The following is a 20998-nucleotide window of genomic DNA, read 5'->3' as shown; positions in this document are numbered from 1 at the left end:
AAAGTTACCAATAATTAAAAATCAAAGGCATGATAAAATGACATTGAACTCAGGTATATTTGCATTTTTCCTATTATATTTAGTACTACACATTTTATATTTGTTTAAGGTTAAAGCATTCAAAATGAATGCTGAGCCTCTTACTCACCAACAATTATTTAAAGCAGCAATCATAATACCTATAGTTTCTTTCTTGATGATAGGGTTTATATGCTGGAGAGAATACGATCTTAAACTTGATGCAGATGGATTTAATAAATTCATTGAAATCAGCAAATTGCCGTTAGGATTGTTATCCTTATCAATTCCCTTTGGCGTAGTTGTAAATAACATACATCGAACCATTCAGACTGATAAACAGATAAAAGAAGCAGAAAGAAAAAACAAGGCCGATGGTTTTTACTCTCATAGAAAAAACACTATTGAGATGTTTGAAAGCTTACCATTTAAAAGTTTCCAAGTGGCAGGCGAAAAATATACTCTAGAGTTTGACAACTGTTATTCGACCTATAGGTACTCTTATCCTATGGCGTCTACTAGCTCTGGTGAATTCATCGCTGACGAAAATTTCGTACGCCGAGTAGATAATCTATGGATTGCTTTAAAAGAGAAATTGGAAAACCCACCTACCAGGAGTGCTGAATCAACATTAAAATATATAGCATCAATTGAAAACATTCTTGATAACATGCATAGAATATTACTTTTCAAGCCCATTGAAATTAAAAAATTACTCTTAGTAAACTTTTCTAACGAGGAAGGGTTTACAAAGCGATTTGTTACCAAGTTTTCATGCGAAGATGATATAAAAATGGCTATAAACGCTTACTGGAATGCCTGCATGATAATCACACAAGCTTTAGAGTTAGACATAAATGAAGGTATTATGATCCAATCAATTGCCGTTGAGCACTATAGTTTGAATAGTGAAAAAATCTTAAGAAACTGGGGAGTATCGATTAATGATAAAATTAATCATGCAATCCCAGGGATTTACTAATGTATCTCATGAGAATACAAAGTATTACGGCGAATCTAAGTTTGGTTAAAGCTGAAAAATCGCCGTAAGGCCGTAAACAATTAAACTTCTTCTAACTCATTCCAATCATTGAAACGATAATTGCCATTAAGAAGCCCTTCCAACTTTCCCAACGATAAAGGGAAGATAAGATCTACTTTATACCCTCTGCCATGAATTGCTTCTTGCCTGAGAGTGTTGATGTTCTTAGCTTTACGTTTCTGTTTTTTGAAACCAACCGATTGTTTATAGCTTTCACTAAATCTCTCTACTCTTTTAGTGATTGGCTGGTAGTACTCAATATCTTTGAATGTATTCATAATGACTATCTCATTAATTAGGTGGGTATATATTTATATTATTACAAGAAATATAAAACCAGTACCATATAACTACATATTGATTAAAAAAAGCCCCATCACAAAAATTAGTTTCTCTAGGCATAGAAATTCTTTTTCATGTGAGGGGGAATTCTTTATTTCTCTATATGTACGTGATCAAACTAACACAAGGAAATGTTAACTAATGAGGGTGTAAATTTAAGCTGCAAGGATGGATAACTTAAAGACTCACACTCAACCTGTCAGGGAGCTTCACAATAAAAGCGCTTCTACTATGATTACTTTGAAAGATCGAGTATGAGTTTTTAAACTATCCAGTGTCCGAAAGCCGCAAGCTTTAATAGGCCGATAGAGAGAGCAAATTCCCATTGAGAGGGAAAGGATTAAAAGATCGATAAAAGGGAAAGGCCGTATTAGGTACGATAAGAGAAGATAATTATCTCTATATGCAATATCAGTCTTTTGCTTTGTTCTTTTTACTATCGGTCTTTTGAATTTAATCTTTTGACTTACTTACAACCAAATCTTTAGATTTGTGTTGTTATTATAAATAACTGAAGGGAAATATTTATTTTAATAATAAGATAATATTATTGCTTTTGTCTTTTGACTTACTACGAAAAGCCAAAGGCTTTGAAGTTATTAGAAGTAATTGAAAGGAAGTTATTAACTTTCCTAAGACACATCCTACATTGTAAAGCTTTGCTTTACCTGTAAAGTAAATCATTCAAGGTAATATTTATCTTAATCACTATATTTTAGATACAGTTTGGTTAAAGTAGGAGAGTAGGCAACTCCTGAAAAGCTTACTTTTAAGCTTTCTTCCCTTTGTTTACCCGGTTGTGCATCCGGCCTTTGAAGTAGCTTCCCGCTCATGGCGTAATTGTCGGTAGCTGTTTGCCCGCGCCTTATTGTCGTCGGGATTCTGCAAGAGTTTTTTCAATGCTCTATATTAAGTATATTACACAGCAGTAAAATTAGGTTCCAACCTTGTTAAAATAATTTAACATCGTAATAACCATGCTCTTCTAATTAATCATTTGATTGATTAATTAATATTTAATTTCATTTTAAGCACTCACTTCTTTCATTCGAAGAAATAAGCCTTACTTCCCTAACTTATTACATCATATCTCTTAAGCTATACGTGCTTTTCGTGATGTACATCAACATTTCAAAACACCGTTTCGATGATAGTTTCTTCACGGCATTAAAAAAGATTACCAAACCTGACAAATGTAAATTTTGTATTCGCATAATCAATGCCTTACAAAATTAATCATTACTATCAACGACTTAATTAGGATCTCAGCAGTCCATGAAACGTTCTATTCTTGCTATCATCGTCGCTACTTCTACTATCTCAGCTTTCAATGCTTATGCTGAACCTCTGCAAGCTCAGGCAGGTCGTGATATGGCTGCTGCTAAAGCTGTTGCTAGCCTTGCATCTTACAATATGGATAAAGCCGCTAAATCTGGTGATGCTTCTCAGATATCCCGCGCTCAGAAAGATCTAAACTCTGCATTAGCTCAAGTGCGTTCTACTGCCCTTAGAAATCAGTTAGCACAACAGCGTGATGCTCAAGCCGCTTCAATTGGTCAACTGAATGCTTTGAAGGCTCAAGACTTAGCTAATCAACAAGCTCAAGTTACAGCACATATGAATCAGGTTACGGCTAACATGAGTGCTACACCTAATGCTCCAGCTGCTCCTGTGCAATCTGTAACGCCGTCAGCAACACCATCAGTACCATCAGCGCCAGCATCACCATCAGCACCACTCACTGTAACGGTAAACACCGCCTCCCCTACCACCGCACCCGGTATGGCTCCCGGTACTGTTGTTGGTGCTGCTCCTGCTCCAGTGTCTTACACCGTATCTCAGACGGTAGTTAATCCAAACCTGTCAACAGCACCCGTAGCTGGTTTACCTGCTGGAAGTGTGATTAATGGTGTAGCGGCTCCTGCTACGTTATCTAGCACCACTGTAGCAAACACTACTGATGCTGCTGCTCTACAAGCGGCATTGACTGCTAGCAAAATGGCTAGCTCTGCTGCTGCTCCGGGTGTTGCACCTTCTACGATGAATCCAGGAGTTAAAACTAATCCAGTGGGGAATCCTGTAGCCATTACTAGCAAAGTTGCGAATAGCTCAATTAACGTAGGTGTTTCATCTGTACCAGCGTCTACACCTGTGCAAGTGGGTAGTATCATCACCACTGCTGGCGCTATCGCTGCTATCGATTCCACTATCCAGATTTCAATACCCTATGAAAGCGTATTTGATGCCCCTGTAAAATCAGTACATAGCGATCATCAGAAAAATAGCCGTTCTGAGCATGGCACTGGTAATGGTGCTAACAACGCGCAAGCTTCCCGCTCTGCTGGCGGTTTCTCTACTGCTGGCTCACATATCGGCGGCGGTAAATCTGGCGGTGGATTCCATTACTAACCGATGCAATAAATACAAAATCCTAAATGAAAATATTATTGCTATGCATGGCCTTTAGTCTTATTGGCTTATTTATTGCCTTGAGATTGGTTAAGGCTAATGGATGATTTTAGTTTTACAATTTGGTTAGTAGTTGGTTTTTTATCATTTGAAATAATAACAATATCTCTAGGCTTTTAATTAATAGATGGTGATGGTGTGAAAAAGTTATTGATTGTGGGCTTAATGGCTTTGTTTACAGTTAATGTTATAGCATGTGATTTAGACTCTGCTAGATCTGCTGCTCAAGATGCTAGTGACTTTTCACGTAAAGCTAAAAATGCTGATGCTATTGGTTTATCGGAAAAAGCCTACGAATATTCCAAACGTGCATATAACGCTTCTGAGGATGTGATTAGCTTCCTTTCGGATTGTGAAGATAATATTGGAGAAAATTACTAATGAATAAAATAGTTTTGGTTTGTGTACTTACTTCTGTGCTGGCTGGCTGTGCTCAACGCTACGTATCACCAGAAGAGCAAGCAATGACTAACGCCGCATATAAGGGCGCTGCAATGAATCAGGCGCTTGCTAACGCTCATGCTGCTGCTTTCGATGGTAAAGAGATTGGTAGCGATAGTAAGCACAAGCACCATCATCATCATCACCTCTCTGATTCGGAAAACTATCATGAAGATGATCAGGATAATGGCGTAGTCTATAAGCATGGTAAAAAGGGTTATTACGACGCTAACGGTGAATTCATTCAATACGCACAAAGCGCACATAAGCCAGTTAATCACGACGCCGCTTTTAAACAGGTGAGTGCTGAGTCTGATGCTGTAATCAATGGTACTATCGGTGATGGTTCTGAGTTTCTGTTAGGGCAAGGCTGGAAACCTAATAACGGGAAATGGCATAAGAAAGGCTACACGTTAACGCTTGTAGTTGAAAATGGAATTGTGTTAAACGCTCAGCTTTCCAAATAGGAGTAAACAGGTACTATTAGCCCTTCTTTATTAGGGGGCTATATAGGAAAAGAGATTGATAGCGTTTCTATCATGGATTTATTAACCTGCTATTAGTCTCTTTCTCTGTATAAGTTTATTAATTGAGAAATGAACATAAAATGGGATTCTTCAAAGATTTAGTAGTAAAGGCGGGTAATACTGCTGCGAGAAGTAACATAGCTCTAGCTATCAGAGCTGGAACTGATTACATGGCTATAGGAGATTTGAAGAAGGTTGTAAAACAAGTAACGATCATTAATGGTGCTGTTGAAAGCATCACTTCAAGTATTTTAGATAATGAAGGTTTTACTGGTGAACCTGTAGAAACGGCCTTGAGTATTATTGACACACTGCCCCGTTATATTAAAGAGAAAGAAGCCCTTATAGCTGCTGGAGAATTTATTAAAAAGGTAAATGACTGGATTGATGAAGATCCTGTTATGCAAGAAGTGATAAAAATTATCGATGGTAAATAAAGAATACCCCTTAATAAATCCTTACTCAAGGGATCTACTAAGGGGATGTTGCATTACTATTATCTCGTTATTCCTAATGTCCTTAATAATAGCACAATGCGTAAACACATTAACTTGATGTTATTCATTATATCATAATTAATGTGTAAACCGTTTATAGTGGGGTTCAGCACTCTCAGCATCAAAAAGGGTTAGATAACCCTTCAGAATCTTGCAAACTAAAATTAGACCATAGCTTTAAAAAATATATCCCTTGAATGCCCATTCTATGCGGGTTTCAAATCGAAGTTTACACATAAGATGAGAGGTAGTTCATCTACTATGTAAACTTACCCTATTTGCAGTTTTTAAGGGCTTAAATTAAGCCATATTTTTTATCGAATTTATTGTTTAATCCATGCATAACCATAATCACTACAACTAGAAACATCATCAAATGATCGTTGAGGCATCACCATAGGACTAGCGCTATACTCTGCTTTGTTTGCTTGCTCCTGAATTACTTTGGCCGCTGCTTACAGCTAATGTTAACAACTGTCGAAACTTGGTACTGATTTTTTAGTATTAACCTGATATTTAGAAGTTGTCGGCGTAAAATCGGAAGTAACTCAAGGTTTGTGCTTAATAGACCAAGCAATATCACAAAGCATCGCCCTATCTCCCAACCATCTATTACGAAACGTAGTTTTACTTAAATTCAATACTTGTTGCTCATGTGGTCATTGTTTGTAAAATAGCCACAGAATATATTTCCACAACAAGCATAGGGATTTATGCAGCAATATACCAATGAGATCACGCCTGAACTCCGAGAATCCTCTTCACAGTCACCCTACTACGAAGATTTTTTAGAAAGCTGGGACAGCAAGACTCGTGAAAAGTTTGAAGATTTTAACAAACACGTTAGTCGCTCATTAACTTACATTTTCCGGTTCACTGTGGGGGGAAGCGTTACCCGCGACGAGGGAATGCTCTGCAATCTTTCGGGAGGTAGTACGGTTGGCGGTTATAGGATGGCACGAGTTGGAGATAAGGTTGTTTACGCTGATAGCAGTGAAGCCACTGTTATTTCCGGTGCAGGTGGAGCACGTATTAGGCAGGGCGCATCTGCAGCACTGGTTGGAAGTATACTTGATAATGGCGACGAAATAATCTCAATACCACAGTCCGTCAGCAGGCTGATTTTCCCTGAAGGTGACACATTCCCGAAAGGATTCTTAAACATGCCAGGGAATAAGCACTAATGGCAGCCAAAGGTTACTTTCTGTTCAGAGGTGATAAGACGGTATGCGGCGGTCGGATTATTGAAGGATGGAATGATCACCAGTTTTTCGGTAAAGACATGGCCTGTGAAGGTCATCAAGTGACCTGTGGTAAACATCCAGGTCGTTACCGTATCTGTGGCGGTCTTGATACTGACTCTATACATGGTAAAAGGATAGCTGGAACTCTGCACAGCTATAGCTCCTGTCCCTGCAAATCGAAATTCGTCCCTTCAAACTTCGAAGATCATTACGAACTTGGTGGAGATGAAACAGTAGCACACACCGATCTGTCTCACCTCGTCAAAATGTCTGTATTCCCAGATCAGATTGAACCAGACCCTGAACAGTACGCTCAGACAGCGAAGAAGACTGGCATAGATGCAGGTTTTGCCGTTCTCCCTTATGGCGGCACCACAGAGGCCTGGCAACGTCTGCTGTTCACGGAAAACCCACCTATAGGAGCCAAAGAGTTATTCGTTACACTAAATGGTACAGGCAAAAGCTATAAAGCTGGTTCTATTATGCTTCTGGTTGATCCTGATAAGCAGGACGATGAGCAGATCGCCCATATGAAATCCACGAAAGCGCAAGTTGATGCGGCATTGGCACCATTGACGCACAAGGAAGCTAATTTCCTACATAAGCATTACGCTACTATAGCTAATTTTACCAGCTACGCTGATACTGGAATTGGCCTTGCTGCTGATCCTGTTGGGAAATACTTTGAGAATATCGAGAAAATTCTTAAAGAGATTCAGGATACATATAAGAATACCTACATAACAAGAGGTGCGTTGATTGGTGAACAATTTTACGTTAAGCGTAGCCAGTTGTTTAAAGAGCTTGAGTCCATACTCAAAGTCAGTTTCCTTAATAAAGCCATGAAATTTGTTGAATATAACAAAATAAAAAACGCACTCGGCCTCTCGAGCAGTTCTATTACCCACAAATGGAATGAAACGGGAGTGGGTGATATTGATGGATACGCAACTCACATTGAACGGGCAGCCAAATATGTTAAAGCAATGCGATACACTGGTTATTTAGGTATTGGCTTCAGCGGACTCCATTCACTTAATGAAGTAAGTCAGGCTTGCTCAGTGGGTCGTGAGAAAGAATGCTCTAAGAAAAAGTATACCGAGATCGGTAGTTTTGCTTTGGGTACAGGCGGTGGAGTTTACGCTGGCGGCTACGCCATACCATTATGTGTCGCAATCGGTGTTGGTAGTGCAGGTGTTGGTGGACTGGTTTGTACTGTCATTGCCGGTATTAGTTTAGGGTATGCTGGCAGTACAGTAGGCAGTGCTGTTGGTGAGTTAAGCGGGGAGCAATTGTATAATGTTTTCGGCAATTAATTTTTTGACCATTCATCGAATTGAGATTTCTGGAATCTTTATGATTCTTGGAATAACAACATACGCTTCCAGCGTAATATATGACAAATTATCCAATGAAAAATTTGTTAAGCTTTGCTCATTATTTGTAGATAAGTTCGGAGCAAGACCAGCAGAAGTTTTAATTTATCAAGACGCAGGATTTTTTTTCTCTTTTATGCGTGATGCTTTCTTTATTAAAGCATTATATTTTAGGGAAAATTCATTTCATACCCGCAGAATGGACAATGAACAAATTCGCTTCATCAAAGATCTCCCTAATCAGTACACTGATTGGTTACGAGTAAAAGTGCGACTTTCAATCGTTGGTTTTATTTGTCTGTTCATAATGTTAGCAGTTTTCTATTTGCCACAATTATTTGAAATATAACTATAAAATTAATAGCCAAGATACACGCTTGGCTATTTAATTTTAAAATTTGTCCTAGGAAAGAAAGCGACGGTTGCAAGTAGGAATACTGACTATCTTGATTTCATTTTTCATTATTTACTATTAATAAAGCCCATCAACAACATACGGAGTTGAGGATAATAACAGCTTATAAATAATGTTCAGTGATCCCCCGCTTTTCTCCCGTCCCACCTTTTGCGTAAGATATAGTTTGTTTTTCACCCAACCTCCAATAATCGTCCCAGGATAACTCTCAAGTTTTTAGCTATTCGTGCTAAATGTGATCTCCGTCAACCTGATAACGCATCTCTTCCGCGATAGTCATCCCGAGCCATCGCTGCGTTTCTATTATAGACGCACGCAAAGAATGGCCAGACCAACAATAATGAACTTATCAACCCCGGGGAATATCGGTTCCTCAACTTATTTAAGGTTAATGTATGAAAAAGATTCTGTTAGTCGGGATAGTGGCTACGCTTCTTGCGGGCTGCGTCTCAGAAGAGCAGCGCTTGGCGCAGTGTCAGGCCAAAGGCGTAAGCCGCGACGCCTGCTACGTTGCCGACCAGAACCGTCAGGCCGCCATCAATGCCGCGGCGGAAAAACAGGCCCTCGAGAATGCGCATGAAGCCGTACAACACGGTCAGGCGGCACACGTTGCCGACCCGCTGCGTGAAGCGTCATTTAGCGCCAACGGTATCAAAGCCAGCATCAATAACGGCTTTACCCAGGCGACCATCAACGGCAAAAAAGCCACGGTGAAACGCTTTAATGCTAACTTCTACGAAGTCAGAGGCGCAGGTTACGTCCTGTCGATCTCACTGGATGCGGACGGCGTGACCGATGCCTCGTGGAATAAAACCCATGGGCGCGACAACGGCATTCTGAACGTCGTTCAAAAGTAGTCCAAAAGTATTCTAAAACGCCCCTCTTTTTTACACGAAGCGCCCCCCACAAAACCTCAGCTACCATGCGGGGTTACGCCTTACGCGCGTTGATTCAACGCGCGTTACAAAACGATAAACAATTAACCATTGAGCCCCGGGCAAAAAGGCTCTATATTGGCCGCGTTTTTTGAGGCCCTTCTCATTTTTTTCATTAATTATTCAATCGGAGCCACGTGCTGAGCTGCGGTTGTAGGAGTGATATGATGACGGATAAAGTCCGTATTGATACTTTGAATGCTTCTTCTTTCAAAACCAACGAAACCTATCTGGCCCGTCAGGCCGAAATGGAATCCAATGTCAGGAGTTATCCGCGCAAACTGCCTTTAGCTATTACGAAGGCGGAAGGGGTGTGGATCACCGATGCGGATAATAAAGAGTATCTTGATTGCCTGGCCGGTGCGGGAACGCTGGCGCTGGGTCATAACCATCCTGATGTGCTGAAAAGCATTCAAAGTGTCATTACCAGCGGCTTGCCGTTACATACCCTGGATCTGACTACGCCGTTAAAAGACGCGTTCTCAGAATACCTGCTCTCCTTGCTGCCAGGTCAGGGTAAAGAGTACTGCCTGCAGTTTACCGGCCCATCCGGTGCAGACGCCGTTGAAGCCGCGCTGAAGCTGGCGAAAAAAGTAACTGGCCGCAGCGGCATTATCAGCTTCTCCGGTGCTTATCACGGCATGACCCACGGCGCACTGTCTGTAACCGGCAACCTCTCTCCGAAAGAAGCGGTTGACGGCATGATGCCTGAAGTCCAGTTCATGCCTTACCCACACCAGTACCGCTGCCCGCTGGGTATCGGTGGTGAAGCGGGCGTGAAAGCGCTGACCTACTACTTCGAAAACCTGATCAACGACGTGGAAAGCGGCGTGCGTAAACCTGCTGCCGTGATTCTGGAAGCGGTCCAGGGCGAAGGCGGTGTGAACCCGGCGCCGGTTGAATGGCTGCAGCGCATCCGTAAAGTGACTGAAGAGCACGGCATTCTGCTGATCCTCGACGAAGTTCAGGCTGGCTTTGCCCGTACCGGTAAATTCTTCGCCTTCGAACACGCAGGTATTCAGCCAGACATCGTGGTGATGTCCAAAGCTGTAGGCGGCGGTCTGCCGCTGGCCGTTCTGGGTATCAAAAAGCAGTTCGATGCCTGGTCTCCGGGTCACCATACCGGTACTTTCCGTGGCAACCAGCTGGCGATGGCTACTGGCCTCACCACCCTGCAGATCCTCAAAGAGCAGAACATCGCTGATAAAGTTGCCGCCCAGGGCGAGTGGCTGAAAGCGAAGCTGGTTGAGCTGCAGAAACGCTATCCGGTTATCGGTCACGTGCGCGGTCTGGGCATGATGATCGGCATCGAGATCGTTAAACCGCACGAAGCTGCCGACCATATGGGCTGCTTCCCGGGCGACGGCGAGCTCGCTGCGCTGATCCAGAAGAAGTGCTTCGAAGCGGGCCTGATTCTGGAGCGTGGCGGCCGTAACGGTAACGTTGTGCGTCTGCTGCCTTCCCTGCTGATCAGCGATCAGGAGCTGAATGTGTTCCTGGACAAATTTGAGCAGGCGCTGCTTGCTGCGGGCGTTCGCCCAGTTTAACCGGAGACAATGGATAGAATGTCAGATTTAAACCCGATTTTGTCGTCCTCGGCGCAAAGCATCGAAGCCTACCAGCAGGCGATCGAGCAGAGCACCCAGGCGGTCATGCAGTGGCTGAAACAGCCGGAAATGTACCAGGGTAAAACGGTCGCCGAACTGCGCGAGCGTATCAACCTGGAATTCAGTCCGGAAGGGCTGGGCAACGAAACTGCTATCGAGCGTGCCGTTGAATATTTCCTGAAAGACAGCCTGGCGGTGCATCATCCGCAGTGTGTGGCGCATCTGCACTGCCCGAGCCTGGTGGTAAGCCAGGCGGCGGAAGTAATGATCAACGCCACTAACCAGAGCATGGACTCCTGGGATCAGAGCCCGTCCGCGACCATTATCGAGATAAAACTGATCGAGTGGCTGCGTACCCGCCTGGGTTACCAGGCGGGCGACGCTGGGGTCTTCACCAGCGGCGGCACCCAGAGCAACATGATGGGTCTGATGCTGGCGCGCGATGCCTTCTTTGCGCGTCAGGGCCACTCCGTCCAGCAGGATGGTCTGGTGGGCGATCTGCGTAAGATCCGTGTGCTCTGCTCCGAGAGCGCGCACTTCTCTGTGCAGAAGAACATGGCGCTGATGGGCCTCGGCTACCAGTCCGTTATCCAGGTAAAAACTGACGAATGTTCGCGCATGGATCTTAACGATCTGGCCGCGAAAATTGAGCAGTGCAATGCCAACGGCGAACAGATTCTGGCGATCGTTGCCACCGCAGGAACCACCGATGCGGGTGCTATCGATCCGCTGCGTGCGATTGCAGAGCTGGCGGCGAAGCAGAATATCTGGGTTCACGTCGATGCGGCATGGGGCGGCGCGCTGCTGATGTCCGAGAAGTATCGCGATTACCTCGACGGTATCGAGCTGGTGGATTCCGTTACTCTGGACTTCCACAAGCAGTTCTTCCAGACCATCAGCTGCGGGGCGTTCCTGCTGAAAGAGGCGCGTCACTATGAGCTGATGCGCTATCAGGCGGCGTACCTGAACTCTGAGTTCGACGAAGAGGCTGGCGTACCAAACCTGGTGTCCAAATCCCTGCAGACCACCCGTCGCTTTGACGCGCTGAAGCTGTGGATGAGCCTGGAAGCGCTGGGCGAGAAGAAATACGCTGAGATCATCGATCACGGTGTCACCATGGCCCAACAGGTTGCGACGTATGTCACTGAGCAGCCGCGACTGGAACTGGTCATGCCGCCGCAGCTGGCGAGCGTTCTGTTCCGTTTCCGTCCGGAGCATCAGCTGGATGACGCGGCCATCGCGCTGCTCAATCAGAAGATTGGCGATGCCCTGCTGGAATCAGGCCGCGCTAACGTGGGTGTTACCGAGCATAACGGTGTCACCTGCCTGAAGCTGACCCTGCTGAACCCAATTGTGACCCTGGAGGATGTTAAAGTCCTGCTGTCACTGGTGGAACGCACGGCGAACGAGCTGCTGGCTAAGTAAGTTGTCCCACCCGGCAGCGTTCGCTGCCGGGTCTCTCTTTCGTTATCTCGCTTTACTCTTCTCGTTTTCGTGCTGTCCGGCAGAATAACCATAAGCATTGTAACCGGAAGCATAATAGCTGGCCGCCGATTTCACGACGTCGTTCAGAATTGCCCCTTTGATGTTGACCCCCATCTGCTGTAAACGGTGCTGGCTGACCTCCATCTCGCGAACGCTGGTCACGTTAAACCGGGCTACCAGCAGGGTAGAGCCAGCGATCCGACCTACCAGCGCAGCATCGGTGACCGCCAGAACCGGCGGAGCGTCGACAATCACTATGTCGTACTGTTCGCTGGCCCAGGTCATGAATTCACGAAAACGATCGTGCGTTAGCAGCTCTGAAGGATTAGGCGGATACTGCCCGCAGGTCACGACATCAAACTGTCCGCTGGTGTAAGTCTGAATCGCCGCCTGGAAGGTCACTTTACCTGACAGTACATCCGACAAACCGGCATCATTGCGCAACCCAAAGATGTTATGCACGTAGCCTTTACGCATATCAGCATCAATAAACAGCACCCGTTTATCAACCTGCGTCACCAGCGCCGCCAGTGAGGTACTGACCAGTGTTTTACCGCAGTCCTGAGTCGGGCCGCTGAACATGAGAATATTATTTACGGCATCCATCATCGCGAAGTGCAGGCTGGTGCGTAATCCGCGCACGGCTTCGACAAAATTATCCAGCGGCCTGTCGACGGGCAAGAATGGCACATCTTTGATTTTATGCCGCCTGGAGCAGTGGAAGAAATAGCGGTTGCCCACCCGGGTTTTGCTGTGCAGCCAGACCGAATGGGGCAAGGTGGCATAAACGTTAATACCCTCTTTTTCAAGTTGTTCCGGTGCGTTAATGCCGCGTCGTAACGCTGCTTTTGCCAGCACGCCAGCGGCAGAGATAAAGAATCCGAACAGGGTCATAAAAGCGACAATTAACGCCTTGCGCGGCTTGATAGGCCCAGGGTTTGTGGCTGCCGAGTCGATAATGCGCGCATTGCCAATCGTGCTGGAGCGGGAGATATTGAGCTCCTGCTGACGGGTCAGAAGCTGAAGATAAACCGCCCGATTGGTATCCACGTCGCGGCTAAGGCGCAAAACCTGCTGCTGCGTAGACGGCATCGTCTCAACACGTTTGTTCAGTCGTTCACGTTCGCTCTCTAAAGTCTGCCGCTTTTCACGCAGCGCCCGATAGGTGGGGTGGTCTTTTTTAAAGTGCTGAGAGACCTCCGCCTCGCGGAAAGTAAGCTCATTCAGCTGATTGTCAACGTTAACAATCTGTTCCAGCACTGACTTGGCTTCCAGGGTTAAATCCACCGAGTCCCGCTGTTTACGATAGGTATTGAGACGCTCCTCGGCCTGCTCCAGCTCTTGCCGCACCAGCGGCAGCTGGCGTTGCAGAAAGACGAGGCTCTGTGAATCCTGTGCGGCCTGGCGGGCAATATTCTGCTGCAGATAATTGTGCATGATATGATTGAGCGTGTTTTTAATCTGCACAGGATCGTGGCCTGTCAGACTCAGCATCAGGATCCCGCTCTCTTTGCCCTGCTCTGTCACGCTAAACTGACGGCTCAGGGCATTTATCACTTCCAGTGGGCCACGTTGCCGAACCCGGAATTGCGTGCCAGGCGGTGCTGACAATTCACGAACGGTAATGCTCACCCCGCCATGCTGCAATGGTCTACCTACCGTGCCGTGCGCGCTGATACCCTCTCCTTCCAGCAGAAAACGGCCTTTAACTTCAGCGGTCAAGGTCAAAATAATCGGCTCGCCCGCGGTTTCGGGAAGCGTCAGATTATCCAGAATCAATGTGCCGTCGGGTTGACCAGTCAGCTTCGCCCATGCTTTGCCTATCAGCGGCAGGCGAACCTGAGTGATTTCATCGCGTAAGCGCAGCGCTTCCACCGTTTCACCCAGGATCATTCGCGATTTTAGTATTTGAATTTCGGCGCTGGAATCTGGTGAAAGCGCCGGTGTCAGCTGATTTAAGGTTTTGAGAATACTGTTCTGCTGCTTATTTTCTATTTGCACCATCGCATCGGCAAGATAGACCGGTGATGCAAAGAGTGCGTATAACGTTCCGAAGAGCGCAAAAATTAGCGTAATGCCGAGAATAGCCACGCGATGATCGATTAACTCTCCCAGAAGACGTGCCAGATCAAGCTCATGTTGGCTATCAGCCTGACCCTGAGTATTTACAATGTTCGACGACATGTACGTAATCCCTTAACGGTAAGTCGGTTGGCCCATTCCTGGCTTGCTTCGCCAAGCAGGCGAAAAACATATTCAAAAGCTTCCATGCTTTTGCCGTACGGATCGGGTATCTCCTGTTCCCTCAGCCATTGCCCAAACAGCAAGGCTTTGCCACGCACCTCAGGGGCGATAAGCGAGATCCGGTTTATTTGATCTGACTCCATGGCAAGAAGCAGATCGTATTCCCGCATCATTGCTATCGTCAGCGGCCGTGCAACATGATCCGCCAGCGACAGGCCATGCCTGGCAGCAATTTTTTGCGCATAGCGATCCGCCGGGTACCCGGCAAGCGCGCGGATACCTGCGGATGCGATGGTTAACGAGGGGAGCTGTTGCTGTAACAGCCGCTCGCCAATCGGGGAACGGCAAACATTTCCCGTACAAATCACCAGAATGGATCGGATCATTATTCAGGCCACGATTTAATGAAGCGCACTGTTTCGGTCAGATCATGCACGCCGCTGATCGTCGGCACCAGCTGCGTCAATACCCGGTTCCAGCGTGAGACAGGCGCGGTGGTGACATAGACGATATCGTAGGGCTGGAGCTGAAATTCTGTGCCAAGCACCATCGCAGACGCATCGCGGGCATTGAGTTGATAGATACGCGCGATTTTGCCGTCCTGACTGTTGTTGCCGTTGGAGCGAATGACGAAGATACCGGTCGCATCGGCCATGCTTTGGTTCAGGCCACCCGCGTTCGCCAGGGCTTCTGCCAGCGTCATGCCGCTGCGATCCATCTTGAGGGTGCTCTGTTTCACCACTTCACCCATGACAAAAACTTTCAAGGCATCATTGCGTGGTACAAACAGAATATCCCCCGGCCACAGCAACCTGTTTTGCGTCAGGTCCCCGTGCTGCATCAGGGCATAGAGTGAGATCCGGGTGTCCTTACCCTTGTGCGTCAGTACCACATTTCGCCAGTCCGCGTCCGGGGAGAGGCCACCCGCCGCATTGATCGCATCCATAATGGTCAGCGGAATATTGGTAATTGGCTGCTGCCCTGACTTTACCACTTCGCCAGTAACGTAGGCTTTTTGCGAACGAAACGCCGCGATACTGACGTCAACCTGCGGGCTTTCAATCACTCTGTCCAGGCGGGCGGTGATCTCTTCGCGCACCTGGGCGAGCGTTTTTCCGGCCACGTGCAGTTTACCGACGTAAGGATAAAAGAGCGTTCCGTCTGCGCCGACCCAGTTTCCGGTGTCGCTTGCGCTACGGTACTGCCCGGCAGGGGTTGTAAGTTCAGGGTGATCCCAGACGGTGATCATCAGCACATCTCCGGGGCCGATACGGTACTCCCAGTGCTTTAATTGCTCATCCAGATTCGGATTTGCCTGAGATTTCACCTGGCTTGTGCGAAGCTGTTCAATCACGGAGGGCGTTAATGGCCAGACATCCATTTTTTTATTTAAATCATATGGATTGTCAGTAACCGCAATATTATTTTTCCCGGAAGTATTTATATGCTGGCCAGGCGTAATGGTGCAGCCTGTCAATAATAGCGCGCAAATAAAACTTACACTGGTGCGGAGTGGTATTGTCATTAATAAGAGGTGCTCTATTATATTCCGTTAAATGCCCACGCATTTCCCTGTAGCTCTCATTAAATTTGCTACATTATTAAATTTAAAAATATTAACTATAGTCAGAGAGTTACAAAAAAATAACCTAATAAAAAAACACTGGCCGTACTGGAGATTGTCTGTTGATATCTTTTAAAAAAAGCAAATCAAAAACAGCACAAATTAATCAAACGGCATCATAAACATTCCACAGAAAAAATAACATAGCACGTTGACGACTATTATGTCTGAAGGCAGTGATTTAAGAATTTATAAAAAGAAAGATAAACACTATAAATCTAAATCAGGAAATAAATTCACAATGTAAATATTTAAAGCTGATGCGATTAGCGGGGGGATGTGTTGATTTGTTACATTTTTTACACCCTTAGCCAACCGGCAAAACATAAAATAGACTATCTGTTGCTCAGCCACGAAACGGCAGAACAAGAGTAATGGCCACGGTAAATCTGGAGATAAAATGACTAAAGGTAAAATTCTACTTCTGGGCGTATTGATGTCACTGGCGAGCGCAGCATTTGCTGCCCCACAAGCCGCAGCGGCCCCCTCTGGCATCCAGGCCTATGAGGAACAGGAGTTTGTAGCCGATTTTACGAAATACAAGATTGGTGATTTCGCCCCGGCGCAGTACCTGACACCTGAGTACACCATCAAGCAGTATAAGCTGCGTAACCTGCCTGAACCGGATGCGGGGACCCACTGGACTTACATGGGCGAGAACTACGTACTGGTGGGTGATACGGACGGTAAGATCTACAAAGCGTATAACGGCGATATCTTCTACCACCGTTAATCGCTTAATGCGCAGGTGGCGCTTCGCTTACCTGGCCTGAGGTGTAGGCCCGCGCAAGCAAAGCGCCACCCGGCAAAGGCTTACACCGCGCGGAACGCGATGTCGCCCGGGATCACCTCACCCTGCCAGTAAAGCTGTGCGGCAACGCGATCTGCCAGCTGACGATACATCTCAGCGAACTCACTTTCAGGGCGGTTGACGACGGTCGGCTTGCCGCTATCCAGATCTTCACGCAGCGTAATGTGCAGCGGCATCTGTCCCAGCAGTTGGGTATGATACTGCGCAGCCAGTTTTTCTGCCCCGCCGGTGCCGAAGATGGCTTCATGATGACCACAGTTGCTGCAAATATGCATGCTCATGTTTTCAACGACACCCAGCACCGGCACCTCAACCTTCTCGAACATCACAATGCCTTTTTTGGCATCAATCAGCGCGATGTCCTGCGGAGTGGTGACGACCACCGCGCCGGTCACCGGGATGTTCTGCGCCAGGGTCAGCTGAATGTCACCGGTGCCCGGCGGCATATCGAGCACCAGATAATCGAGATCCGGCCACATTGTCTCCTGCAACATCTGCATCAGCGCCTTGCTGGCCATCGGCCCGCGCCACACCATGGCGTTGTCGTCGGTAACCAGATAGCCAATGGAGTTGGTCGCCAGACCGTAAGCCATAATCGGCGCCATATGGGTGCCATCCGGCGAGGTCGGACGCTGATTTTCCGCGCCCAGCATGTTAGGAATTGACGGGCCATAGATATCGGCATCCAGAATACCGACCTTCGCCCCTTCAGCGGCCAGCGCCAGCGCCAGGTTCACGGCGGTGGAGGATTTCCCTACCCCGCCCTTGCCGGAACTGATAGCAATGATATTTTTCACGCCATTGATACCCGGATGGTTCTTCACCCGTTTCAGCGTGGCGATGGTATGGGTTAATTTCCAGTCGATGGCTTTCGCCCCGGTGATGCGCAGCAGCTCGGCGCTGGTTTGTTCTTTCAGCGTCTCGAATGCATGGCTCCAGACGAAAGGCATATGCAGTTCGACATGCAGGGTATCATCCAGCCACGCCACGTGATGTAACGCTTTCAGCGTGGTGAGATTGTGCTTCAGGGTGGGGTGCTGAAAATTAGCCAGCGTCCCGGCAACCATTGCGCGCAAGGCTTCCGGTGATTTGGCCTGGGATTGAGAACTCATCCCGACTCCTTTGTAGTTGTTCTGAAAAAGAGATGTAATTACCAAGTTTACCCCAGAGGTAACAATTATTCATTTATGGATTAATGCCCTTATCACTTGGCGTAGTTATTCCCTTTCGGGTAACATCAAAAACCCTTTTTACAGCTAAAAGAAGTAATACCTACTATGACTCAAGTCGCGAAAAAAATTCTGGTGACGTGCGCTCTGCCGTACGCTAACGGCTCCATCCACCTCGGCCACATGCTGGAGCATATCCAGGCTGATGTCTGGGTCCGTTACCAGCGAATGCGCGGCCACGAGGTAAACTTCATCTGTGCAGACGACGCGCACGGCACGCCAATCATGCTGAAAGCGCAGCAGCTGGGTATCTCCCCGGAGCAGATGATTGCCGAAATGAGTCAGGAGCATCAGACCGATTTTGCTGGCTTCGACATCAGCTATGACAACTATCACTCCACGCACAGCGACGAAAACCGCGAACTGTCGGAGCTGATCTACACCCGTCTGAAAGAGAACGGTTTTATCAAAAACCGCACTATTTCTCAGCTCTACGATCCGGAAAAAGGCATGTTCCTGCCGGACCGTTTCGTGAAAGGCACCTGCCCGAAATGTAAGTCGCCGGACCAGTATGGCGATAACTGCGAAGTGTGCGGCGCGACCTACAGCCCAACCGAGCTGATTGAGCCGAAGTCCGTGGTATCCGGCGCGACCCCAGAGATGCGTGACTCCGAACACTTCTTCTTCGACCTGCCTTCGTTCAGCGAAATGCTGCAGGCGTGGACCCGCAGCGGCGCGCTGCAGGAGCAGGTGGCGAACAAGATGCAGGAGTGGTTTGAATCCGGCCTGCAGCAGTGGGATATCTCCCGCGATGCACCCTACTTCGGCTTCGAAATCCCGAACGCGCCGGGCAAATACTTCTACGTCTGGCTGGATGCGCCTATCGGCTACATGGGCTCCTTCAAGAACCTGTGCGACAAGCGCGGCGATACCGTAAGCTTCGACGAATACTGGAAAAAAGATTCCACGGCCGAGCTCTATCACTTCATCGGCAAAGACATCGTTTACTTCCACAGCCTGTTCTGGCCAGCCATGCTGGAAGGCAGCGGTTTCCGCAAGCCGACCAACCTGTTTGTCCACGGCTATGTCACCGTGAACGGCGCGAAGATGTCCAAATCGCGCGGCACCTTCATTAAAGCCAGCACCTGGCTGAACCACTTTGATGCCGACAGCCTGCGCTACTACTACGCGGCGAAGCTTTCGTCCCGTATCGACGATATCGACCTGAACCTGGAAGATTTCGTGCAGCGCGTCAATGCCGATATCGTGAACAAAGTGGTCAACCTGGCCTCCCGTAACGCCGGCTTTATCGCCAAGCGTTTCGACGGCGTGATGGCGGCGGAACTGGCCGATCCTGAGCTGTACAAAACCTTCACCGACGCGGCTGCCGTGATTGGCGAAGCGTGGGAGAGCCGCGAGTTTGGTAAAGCGGTGCGTGAAATTATGGCCCTAGCCGACCTGGCGAACCGCTACGTTGACGAGCAGGCACCGTGGGTAGTTGCCAAACAGGAAGGCCGCGACGCTGACCTGCAGGCGATCTGCTCCATGGGGATCAACCTGTTCCGCGTACTGATGTCTTACCTCAAGCCGGTTCTGCCGCAGCTGGCCGCGCGTACTGAAGCGTTCCTGAACACCGAACTGAGCTGGGACAGCATCAATCAGCCGCTGCTCGGCCATAAGCTGAACGCCTTCAAGGCGCTCTACAACCGCATCGAGATGAAGCAGGTTGAAGCCCTGGTTGAAGCCTCGAAAGAAGAGGTGAAAGCCGCCGCCGCACCGGTAACCGGCCCGCTGGCGGACGATCCGATTCAGGAAACCATCACCTTTGACGATTTCGCGAAGGTCGATCTGCGCGTGGCGCTGATCGAAAACGCGGAATTTGTGGAGGGCTCCGATAAGCTGCTGCGCCTGACCCTCGATCTGGGCGGCGAGAAGCGCAACGTCTTCTCCGGCATCCGTTCCGCCTACCCGGACCCGCAGGCGCTGATTGGTCGCCACACGGTGATGGTGGCGAACCTTGCGCCGCGCAAAATGCGCTTCGGCATCTCTGAGGGGATGGTGATGGCCGCAGGTCCTGGCGGGAAAGATATTTTCCTGTTAAGCCCGGACAGCGGTGCGCTGCCTGGTCACCAGGTGAAATAAATAAAAAAGCCGGAGATAATCTCCGGCTTTTTTTATGCCTTTTTGCCGGGTGGCGGCTTCGCCTTACCCGGCCTCCATAACCTGTAGGCCCGCCGCCGGGCAATATTACGGCTTCGCGGCATGCACCCGGTTGGTGAGCCCACGCAGGAAGTAGCGCAGGAATTGATCCCCACACTCGCGGTAGTTTTTATGGTCCGGCGCGCGCATCATGGCGGTGATTTCCGGCATTGAGACACGGAACTTTTGCTCGCTCATGATGGCCAGAATATCGTCGGTTTTCAGTGAAAAGGCGATGCGCAGCTTCTTCAGCACCGTGTTGTTGTTTACACGACGCTCCAGCGACAGCTCAGGCGCAGATTCATCTTTGCCACGCTTGTGGTAGATCAGGCCGTTCAGAAAACCGGAGAGGATGATGTCCGGGCAGCGAACAAACCCCTCCTCGTCCTCTTTGGTCATCCAGGTGTCGAACCCGGCCGAGGTGGATTCCATGTCGGCAAGCGCAAGAATGCGCACCATGTCGTTGTTATTTGCTTTCAGGGTGTAGCGCAGGCTACGAAGAATATCATTACTGAGCATAGAGCCTTCGAGTGTCGATGATGCAATGGCGCGC

The 20998-nt window shown here is 47.9% G+C and carries 19 protein-coding genes; 13 read left to right on the top strand and 6 right to left on the bottom strand.

The annotated features are described in order from the left end of the window. Positions 1-37: 37 nt before the first annotated feature. On the top strand, positions 38-1000 hold the full coding sequence (locus B3X29_RS00990) for a hypothetical protein (protein ID WP_159339574.1): 963 nt from the start codon (positions 38-40) through the stop codon (positions 998-1000). Between the two features lie 80 nt (positions 1001-1080). On the opposite strand, the gene B3X29_RS00985 is transcribed toward B3X29_RS00990, so the two are convergent. Further along, positions 1081-1338, bottom strand: a complete 258-nt coding sequence (locus B3X29_RS00985) for a hypothetical protein (RefSeq protein WP_103180258.1) — start codon at positions 1336-1338, stop codon at positions 1081-1083. A gap of 1339 nt (positions 1339-2677) precedes the next feature. On the opposite strand from B3X29_RS00985, the gene B3X29_RS00980 reads away from it, so the two are divergent. From B3X29_RS00980 to B3X29_RS00935, 10 genes are all read left to right on the top strand, one after another. Then, positions 2678-3811 carry a hypothetical protein gene (locus B3X29_RS00980; RefSeq protein WP_159339575.1) on the top strand — a complete coding sequence of 378 codons (1134 nt, stop codon included), beginning with the start codon at positions 2678-2680 and terminating at the stop codon, positions 3809-3811. Positions 3812-4009: 198 nt separating this feature from the next. Beyond that, positions 4010-4252, top strand: a complete 243-nt coding sequence (locus B3X29_RS00975) for a hypothetical protein (RefSeq protein ID WP_159339576.1) — start codon at positions 4010-4012, stop codon at positions 4250-4252. After that, positions 4252-4779: a hypothetical protein gene (locus tag B3X29_RS00970; RefSeq protein WP_139156353.1), complete on the top strand. Its 528-nt coding sequence runs from the start codon at positions 4252-4254 to the stop codon at positions 4777-4779. Before B3X29_RS00975 ends, B3X29_RS00970 begins: the two co-directional genes overlap by 1 nt. A 140-nt stretch (positions 4780-4919) precedes the next feature. Further along, positions 4920-5276, top strand: a complete 357-nt coding sequence (locus tag B3X29_RS00965) for a hypothetical protein (RefSeq protein WP_103180260.1) — start codon at positions 4920-4922, stop codon at positions 5274-5276. 773 nt (positions 5277-6049) lie between these two features. After that, positions 6050-6520: a PAAR domain-containing protein gene (locus B3X29_RS00960; protein WP_103180261.1), complete on the top strand. Its 471-nt coding sequence runs from the start codon at positions 6050-6052 to the stop codon at positions 6518-6520. Then, positions 6520-7896 carry a PAAR domain-containing protein gene (locus tag B3X29_RS00955; protein WP_159339577.1) on the top strand — a complete coding sequence of 459 codons (1377 nt, stop codon included), beginning with the start codon at positions 6520-6522 and terminating at the stop codon, positions 7894-7896. Before B3X29_RS00960 ends, B3X29_RS00955 begins: the two co-directional genes overlap by 1 nt. Continuing rightward, a complete protein-coding gene (locus B3X29_RS00950; RefSeq protein ID WP_236560460.1) occupies positions 7880-8305 on the top strand; it encodes a hypothetical protein in 426 nt (141 codons plus the stop codon). The genes B3X29_RS00955 and B3X29_RS00950 overlap by 17 nt, the downstream gene beginning before the upstream one ends. Before the next feature lie 461 nt (positions 8306-8766). Further along, on the top strand, positions 8767-9228 hold the full coding sequence (locus B3X29_RS00945; protein ID WP_103180263.1) for a hypothetical protein: 462 nt from the start codon (positions 8767-8769) through the stop codon (positions 9226-9228). Between the two features lie 242 nt (positions 9229-9470). After that, positions 9471-10853 carry a diaminobutyrate--2-oxoglutarate transaminase gene (locus tag B3X29_RS00940; protein ID WP_156654884.1) on the top strand — a complete coding sequence of 461 codons (1383 nt, stop codon included), beginning with the start codon at positions 9471-9473 and terminating at the stop codon, positions 10851-10853. Between the two features lie 18 nt (positions 10854-10871). Continuing rightward, positions 10872-12338, top strand: a complete 1467-nt coding sequence (locus B3X29_RS00935) for a pyridoxal phosphate-dependent decarboxylase family protein (RefSeq protein WP_159339578.1) — start codon at positions 10872-10874, stop codon at positions 12336-12338. Between the two features lie 42 nt (positions 12339-12380). On the opposite strand, the gene B3X29_RS00930 is transcribed toward B3X29_RS00935, so the two are convergent. Genes B3X29_RS00930 through B3X29_RS00920 form a run of 3 tightly spaced genes read right to left on the bottom strand, consistent with a single transcriptional unit; the run spans position 12381 to position 16167 of the window. Next, positions 12381-14582, bottom strand: a complete 2202-nt coding sequence (locus tag B3X29_RS00930; protein WP_159339579.1) for a polysaccharide biosynthesis tyrosine autokinase — start codon at positions 14580-14582, stop codon at positions 12381-12383. After that, positions 14564-15028 carry a protein tyrosine phosphatase gene (locus B3X29_RS00925; RefSeq protein ID WP_103180270.1) on the bottom strand — a complete coding sequence of 155 codons (465 nt, stop codon included), beginning with the start codon at positions 15026-15028 and terminating at the stop codon, positions 14564-14566. Before B3X29_RS00925 ends, B3X29_RS00930 begins: the two co-directional genes overlap by 19 nt. Further along, entirely contained in the window at positions 15028-16167 is a 1140-nt protein-coding gene (locus tag B3X29_RS00920; protein ID WP_103180271.1) for a polysaccharide export protein, read from the bottom strand. Before B3X29_RS00920 ends, B3X29_RS00925 begins: the two co-directional genes overlap by 1 nt. A gap of 499 nt (positions 16168-16666) precedes the next feature. Here B3X29_RS00920 and B3X29_RS00915 point away from each other — a divergent pair, with 499 nt between their 5' ends. Then, the gene (locus B3X29_RS00915; RefSeq protein ID WP_103180272.1) at positions 16667-16999 is read left to right on the top strand and encodes an RcnB family protein; all 333 of its coding nucleotides are present in this window, start codon (positions 16667-16669) and stop codon (positions 16997-16999) included. Positions 17000-17079: 80 nt separating this feature from the next. On the opposite strand, the gene apbC is transcribed toward B3X29_RS00915, so the two are convergent. Next, positions 17080-18189: an iron-sulfur cluster carrier protein ApbC gene (gene apbC, locus B3X29_RS00910; protein WP_103180274.1), complete on the bottom strand. Its 1110-nt coding sequence runs from the start codon at positions 18187-18189 to the stop codon at positions 17080-17082. Between the two features lie 165 nt (positions 18190-18354). On the opposite strand from apbC, the gene metG reads away from it, so the two are divergent. Beyond that, positions 18355-20388 (top strand): methionine--tRNA ligase, encoded by a 2034-nt coding sequence (gene metG / locus B3X29_RS00905; protein ID WP_103180275.1) that lies wholly within the window; start codon positions 18355-18357, stop codon positions 20386-20388. 105 nt (positions 20389-20493) lie between these two features. Here metG and B3X29_RS00900 read toward each other — a convergent pair whose 3' ends face one another. Further along, positions 20494-20964, bottom strand: a complete 471-nt coding sequence (locus B3X29_RS00900) for a DUF1456 family protein (RefSeq protein ID WP_103180277.1) — start codon at positions 20962-20964, stop codon at positions 20494-20496. Between the last annotated feature and the right edge of the window lie 34 nt (positions 20965-20998).

This window comes from Leclercia sp. UBA5076, from assembly GCF_002416465.1.
GTDB lineage: Bacteria > Pseudomonadota > Gammaproteobacteria > Enterobacterales > Enterobacteriaceae > Enterobacter.
Note: the sequence above shows the minus strand (reverse complement) of the source record. Positions and strands in the feature narration are given on the sequence as shown.

Excerpts from the sequence above, each read along its gene's own strand:
- B3X29_RS00990 (WP_159339574.1), top strand. The coding sequence starts at position 38 with ATGACATTGAACTCAGGTATATTTGCATTTTTCCTATTATATTTAGTA.
- B3X29_RS00985 (WP_103180258.1), bottom strand. The coding sequence starts at position 1,338 with ATGAATACATTCAAAGATATTGAGTACTACCAGCCAATCACTAAAAGA.
- B3X29_RS00980 (WP_159339575.1), top strand. The coding sequence starts at position 2,678 with ATGAAACGTTCTATTCTTGCTATCATCGTCGCTACTTCTACTATCTCA.
- B3X29_RS00970 (WP_139156353.1), top strand. The coding sequence starts at position 4,252 with ATGAATAAAATAGTTTTGGTTTGTGTACTTACTTCTGTGCTGGCTGGC.
- B3X29_RS00965 (WP_103180260.1), top strand. The coding sequence starts at position 4,920 with ATGGGATTCTTCAAAGATTTAGTAGTAAAGGCGGGTAATACTGCTGCG.
- B3X29_RS00960 (WP_103180261.1), top strand. The coding sequence starts at position 6,050 with ATGCAGCAATATACCAATGAGATCACGCCTGAACTCCGAGAATCCTCT.
- B3X29_RS00955 (WP_159339577.1), top strand. The coding sequence starts at position 6,520 with ATGGCAGCCAAAGGTTACTTTCTGTTCAGAGGTGATAAGACGGTATGC.
- B3X29_RS00950 (WP_236560460.1), top strand. The coding sequence starts at position 7,880 with ATGTTTTCGGCAATTAATTTTTTGACCATTCATCGAATTGAGATTTCT.
- B3X29_RS00945 (WP_103180263.1), top strand. The coding sequence starts at position 8,767 with ATGAAAAAGATTCTGTTAGTCGGGATAGTGGCTACGCTTCTTGCGGGC.
- B3X29_RS00940 (WP_156654884.1), top strand. The coding sequence starts at position 9,471 with ATGATGACGGATAAAGTCCGTATTGATACTTTGAATGCTTCTTCTTTC.
- B3X29_RS00935 (WP_159339578.1), top strand. The coding sequence starts at position 10,872 with ATGTCAGATTTAAACCCGATTTTGTCGTCCTCGGCGCAAAGCATCGAA.
- B3X29_RS00930 (WP_159339579.1), bottom strand. The coding sequence starts at position 14,582 with ATGTCGTCGAACATTGTAAATACTCAGGGTCAGGCTGATAGCCAACAT.
- B3X29_RS00925 (WP_103180270.1), bottom strand. The coding sequence starts at position 15,028 with ATGATCCGATCCATTCTGGTGATTTGTACGGGAAATGTTTGCCGTTCC.
- B3X29_RS00920 (WP_103180271.1), bottom strand. The coding sequence starts at position 16,167 with ATGACAATACCACTCCGCACCAGTGTAAGTTTTATTTGCGCGCTATTA.
- B3X29_RS00915 (WP_103180272.1), top strand. The coding sequence starts at position 16,667 with ATGACTAAAGGTAAAATTCTACTTCTGGGCGTATTGATGTCACTGGCG.
- apbC (WP_103180274.1), bottom strand. The coding sequence starts at position 18,189 with ATGAGTTCTCAATCCCAGGCCAAATCACCGGAAGCCTTGCGCGCAATG.
- metG (WP_103180275.1), top strand. The coding sequence starts at position 18,355 with ATGACTCAAGTCGCGAAAAAAATTCTGGTGACGTGCGCTCTGCCGTAC.
- B3X29_RS00900 (WP_103180277.1), bottom strand. The coding sequence starts at position 20,964 with ATGCTCAGTAATGATATTCTTCGTAGCCTGCGCTACACCCTGAAAGCA.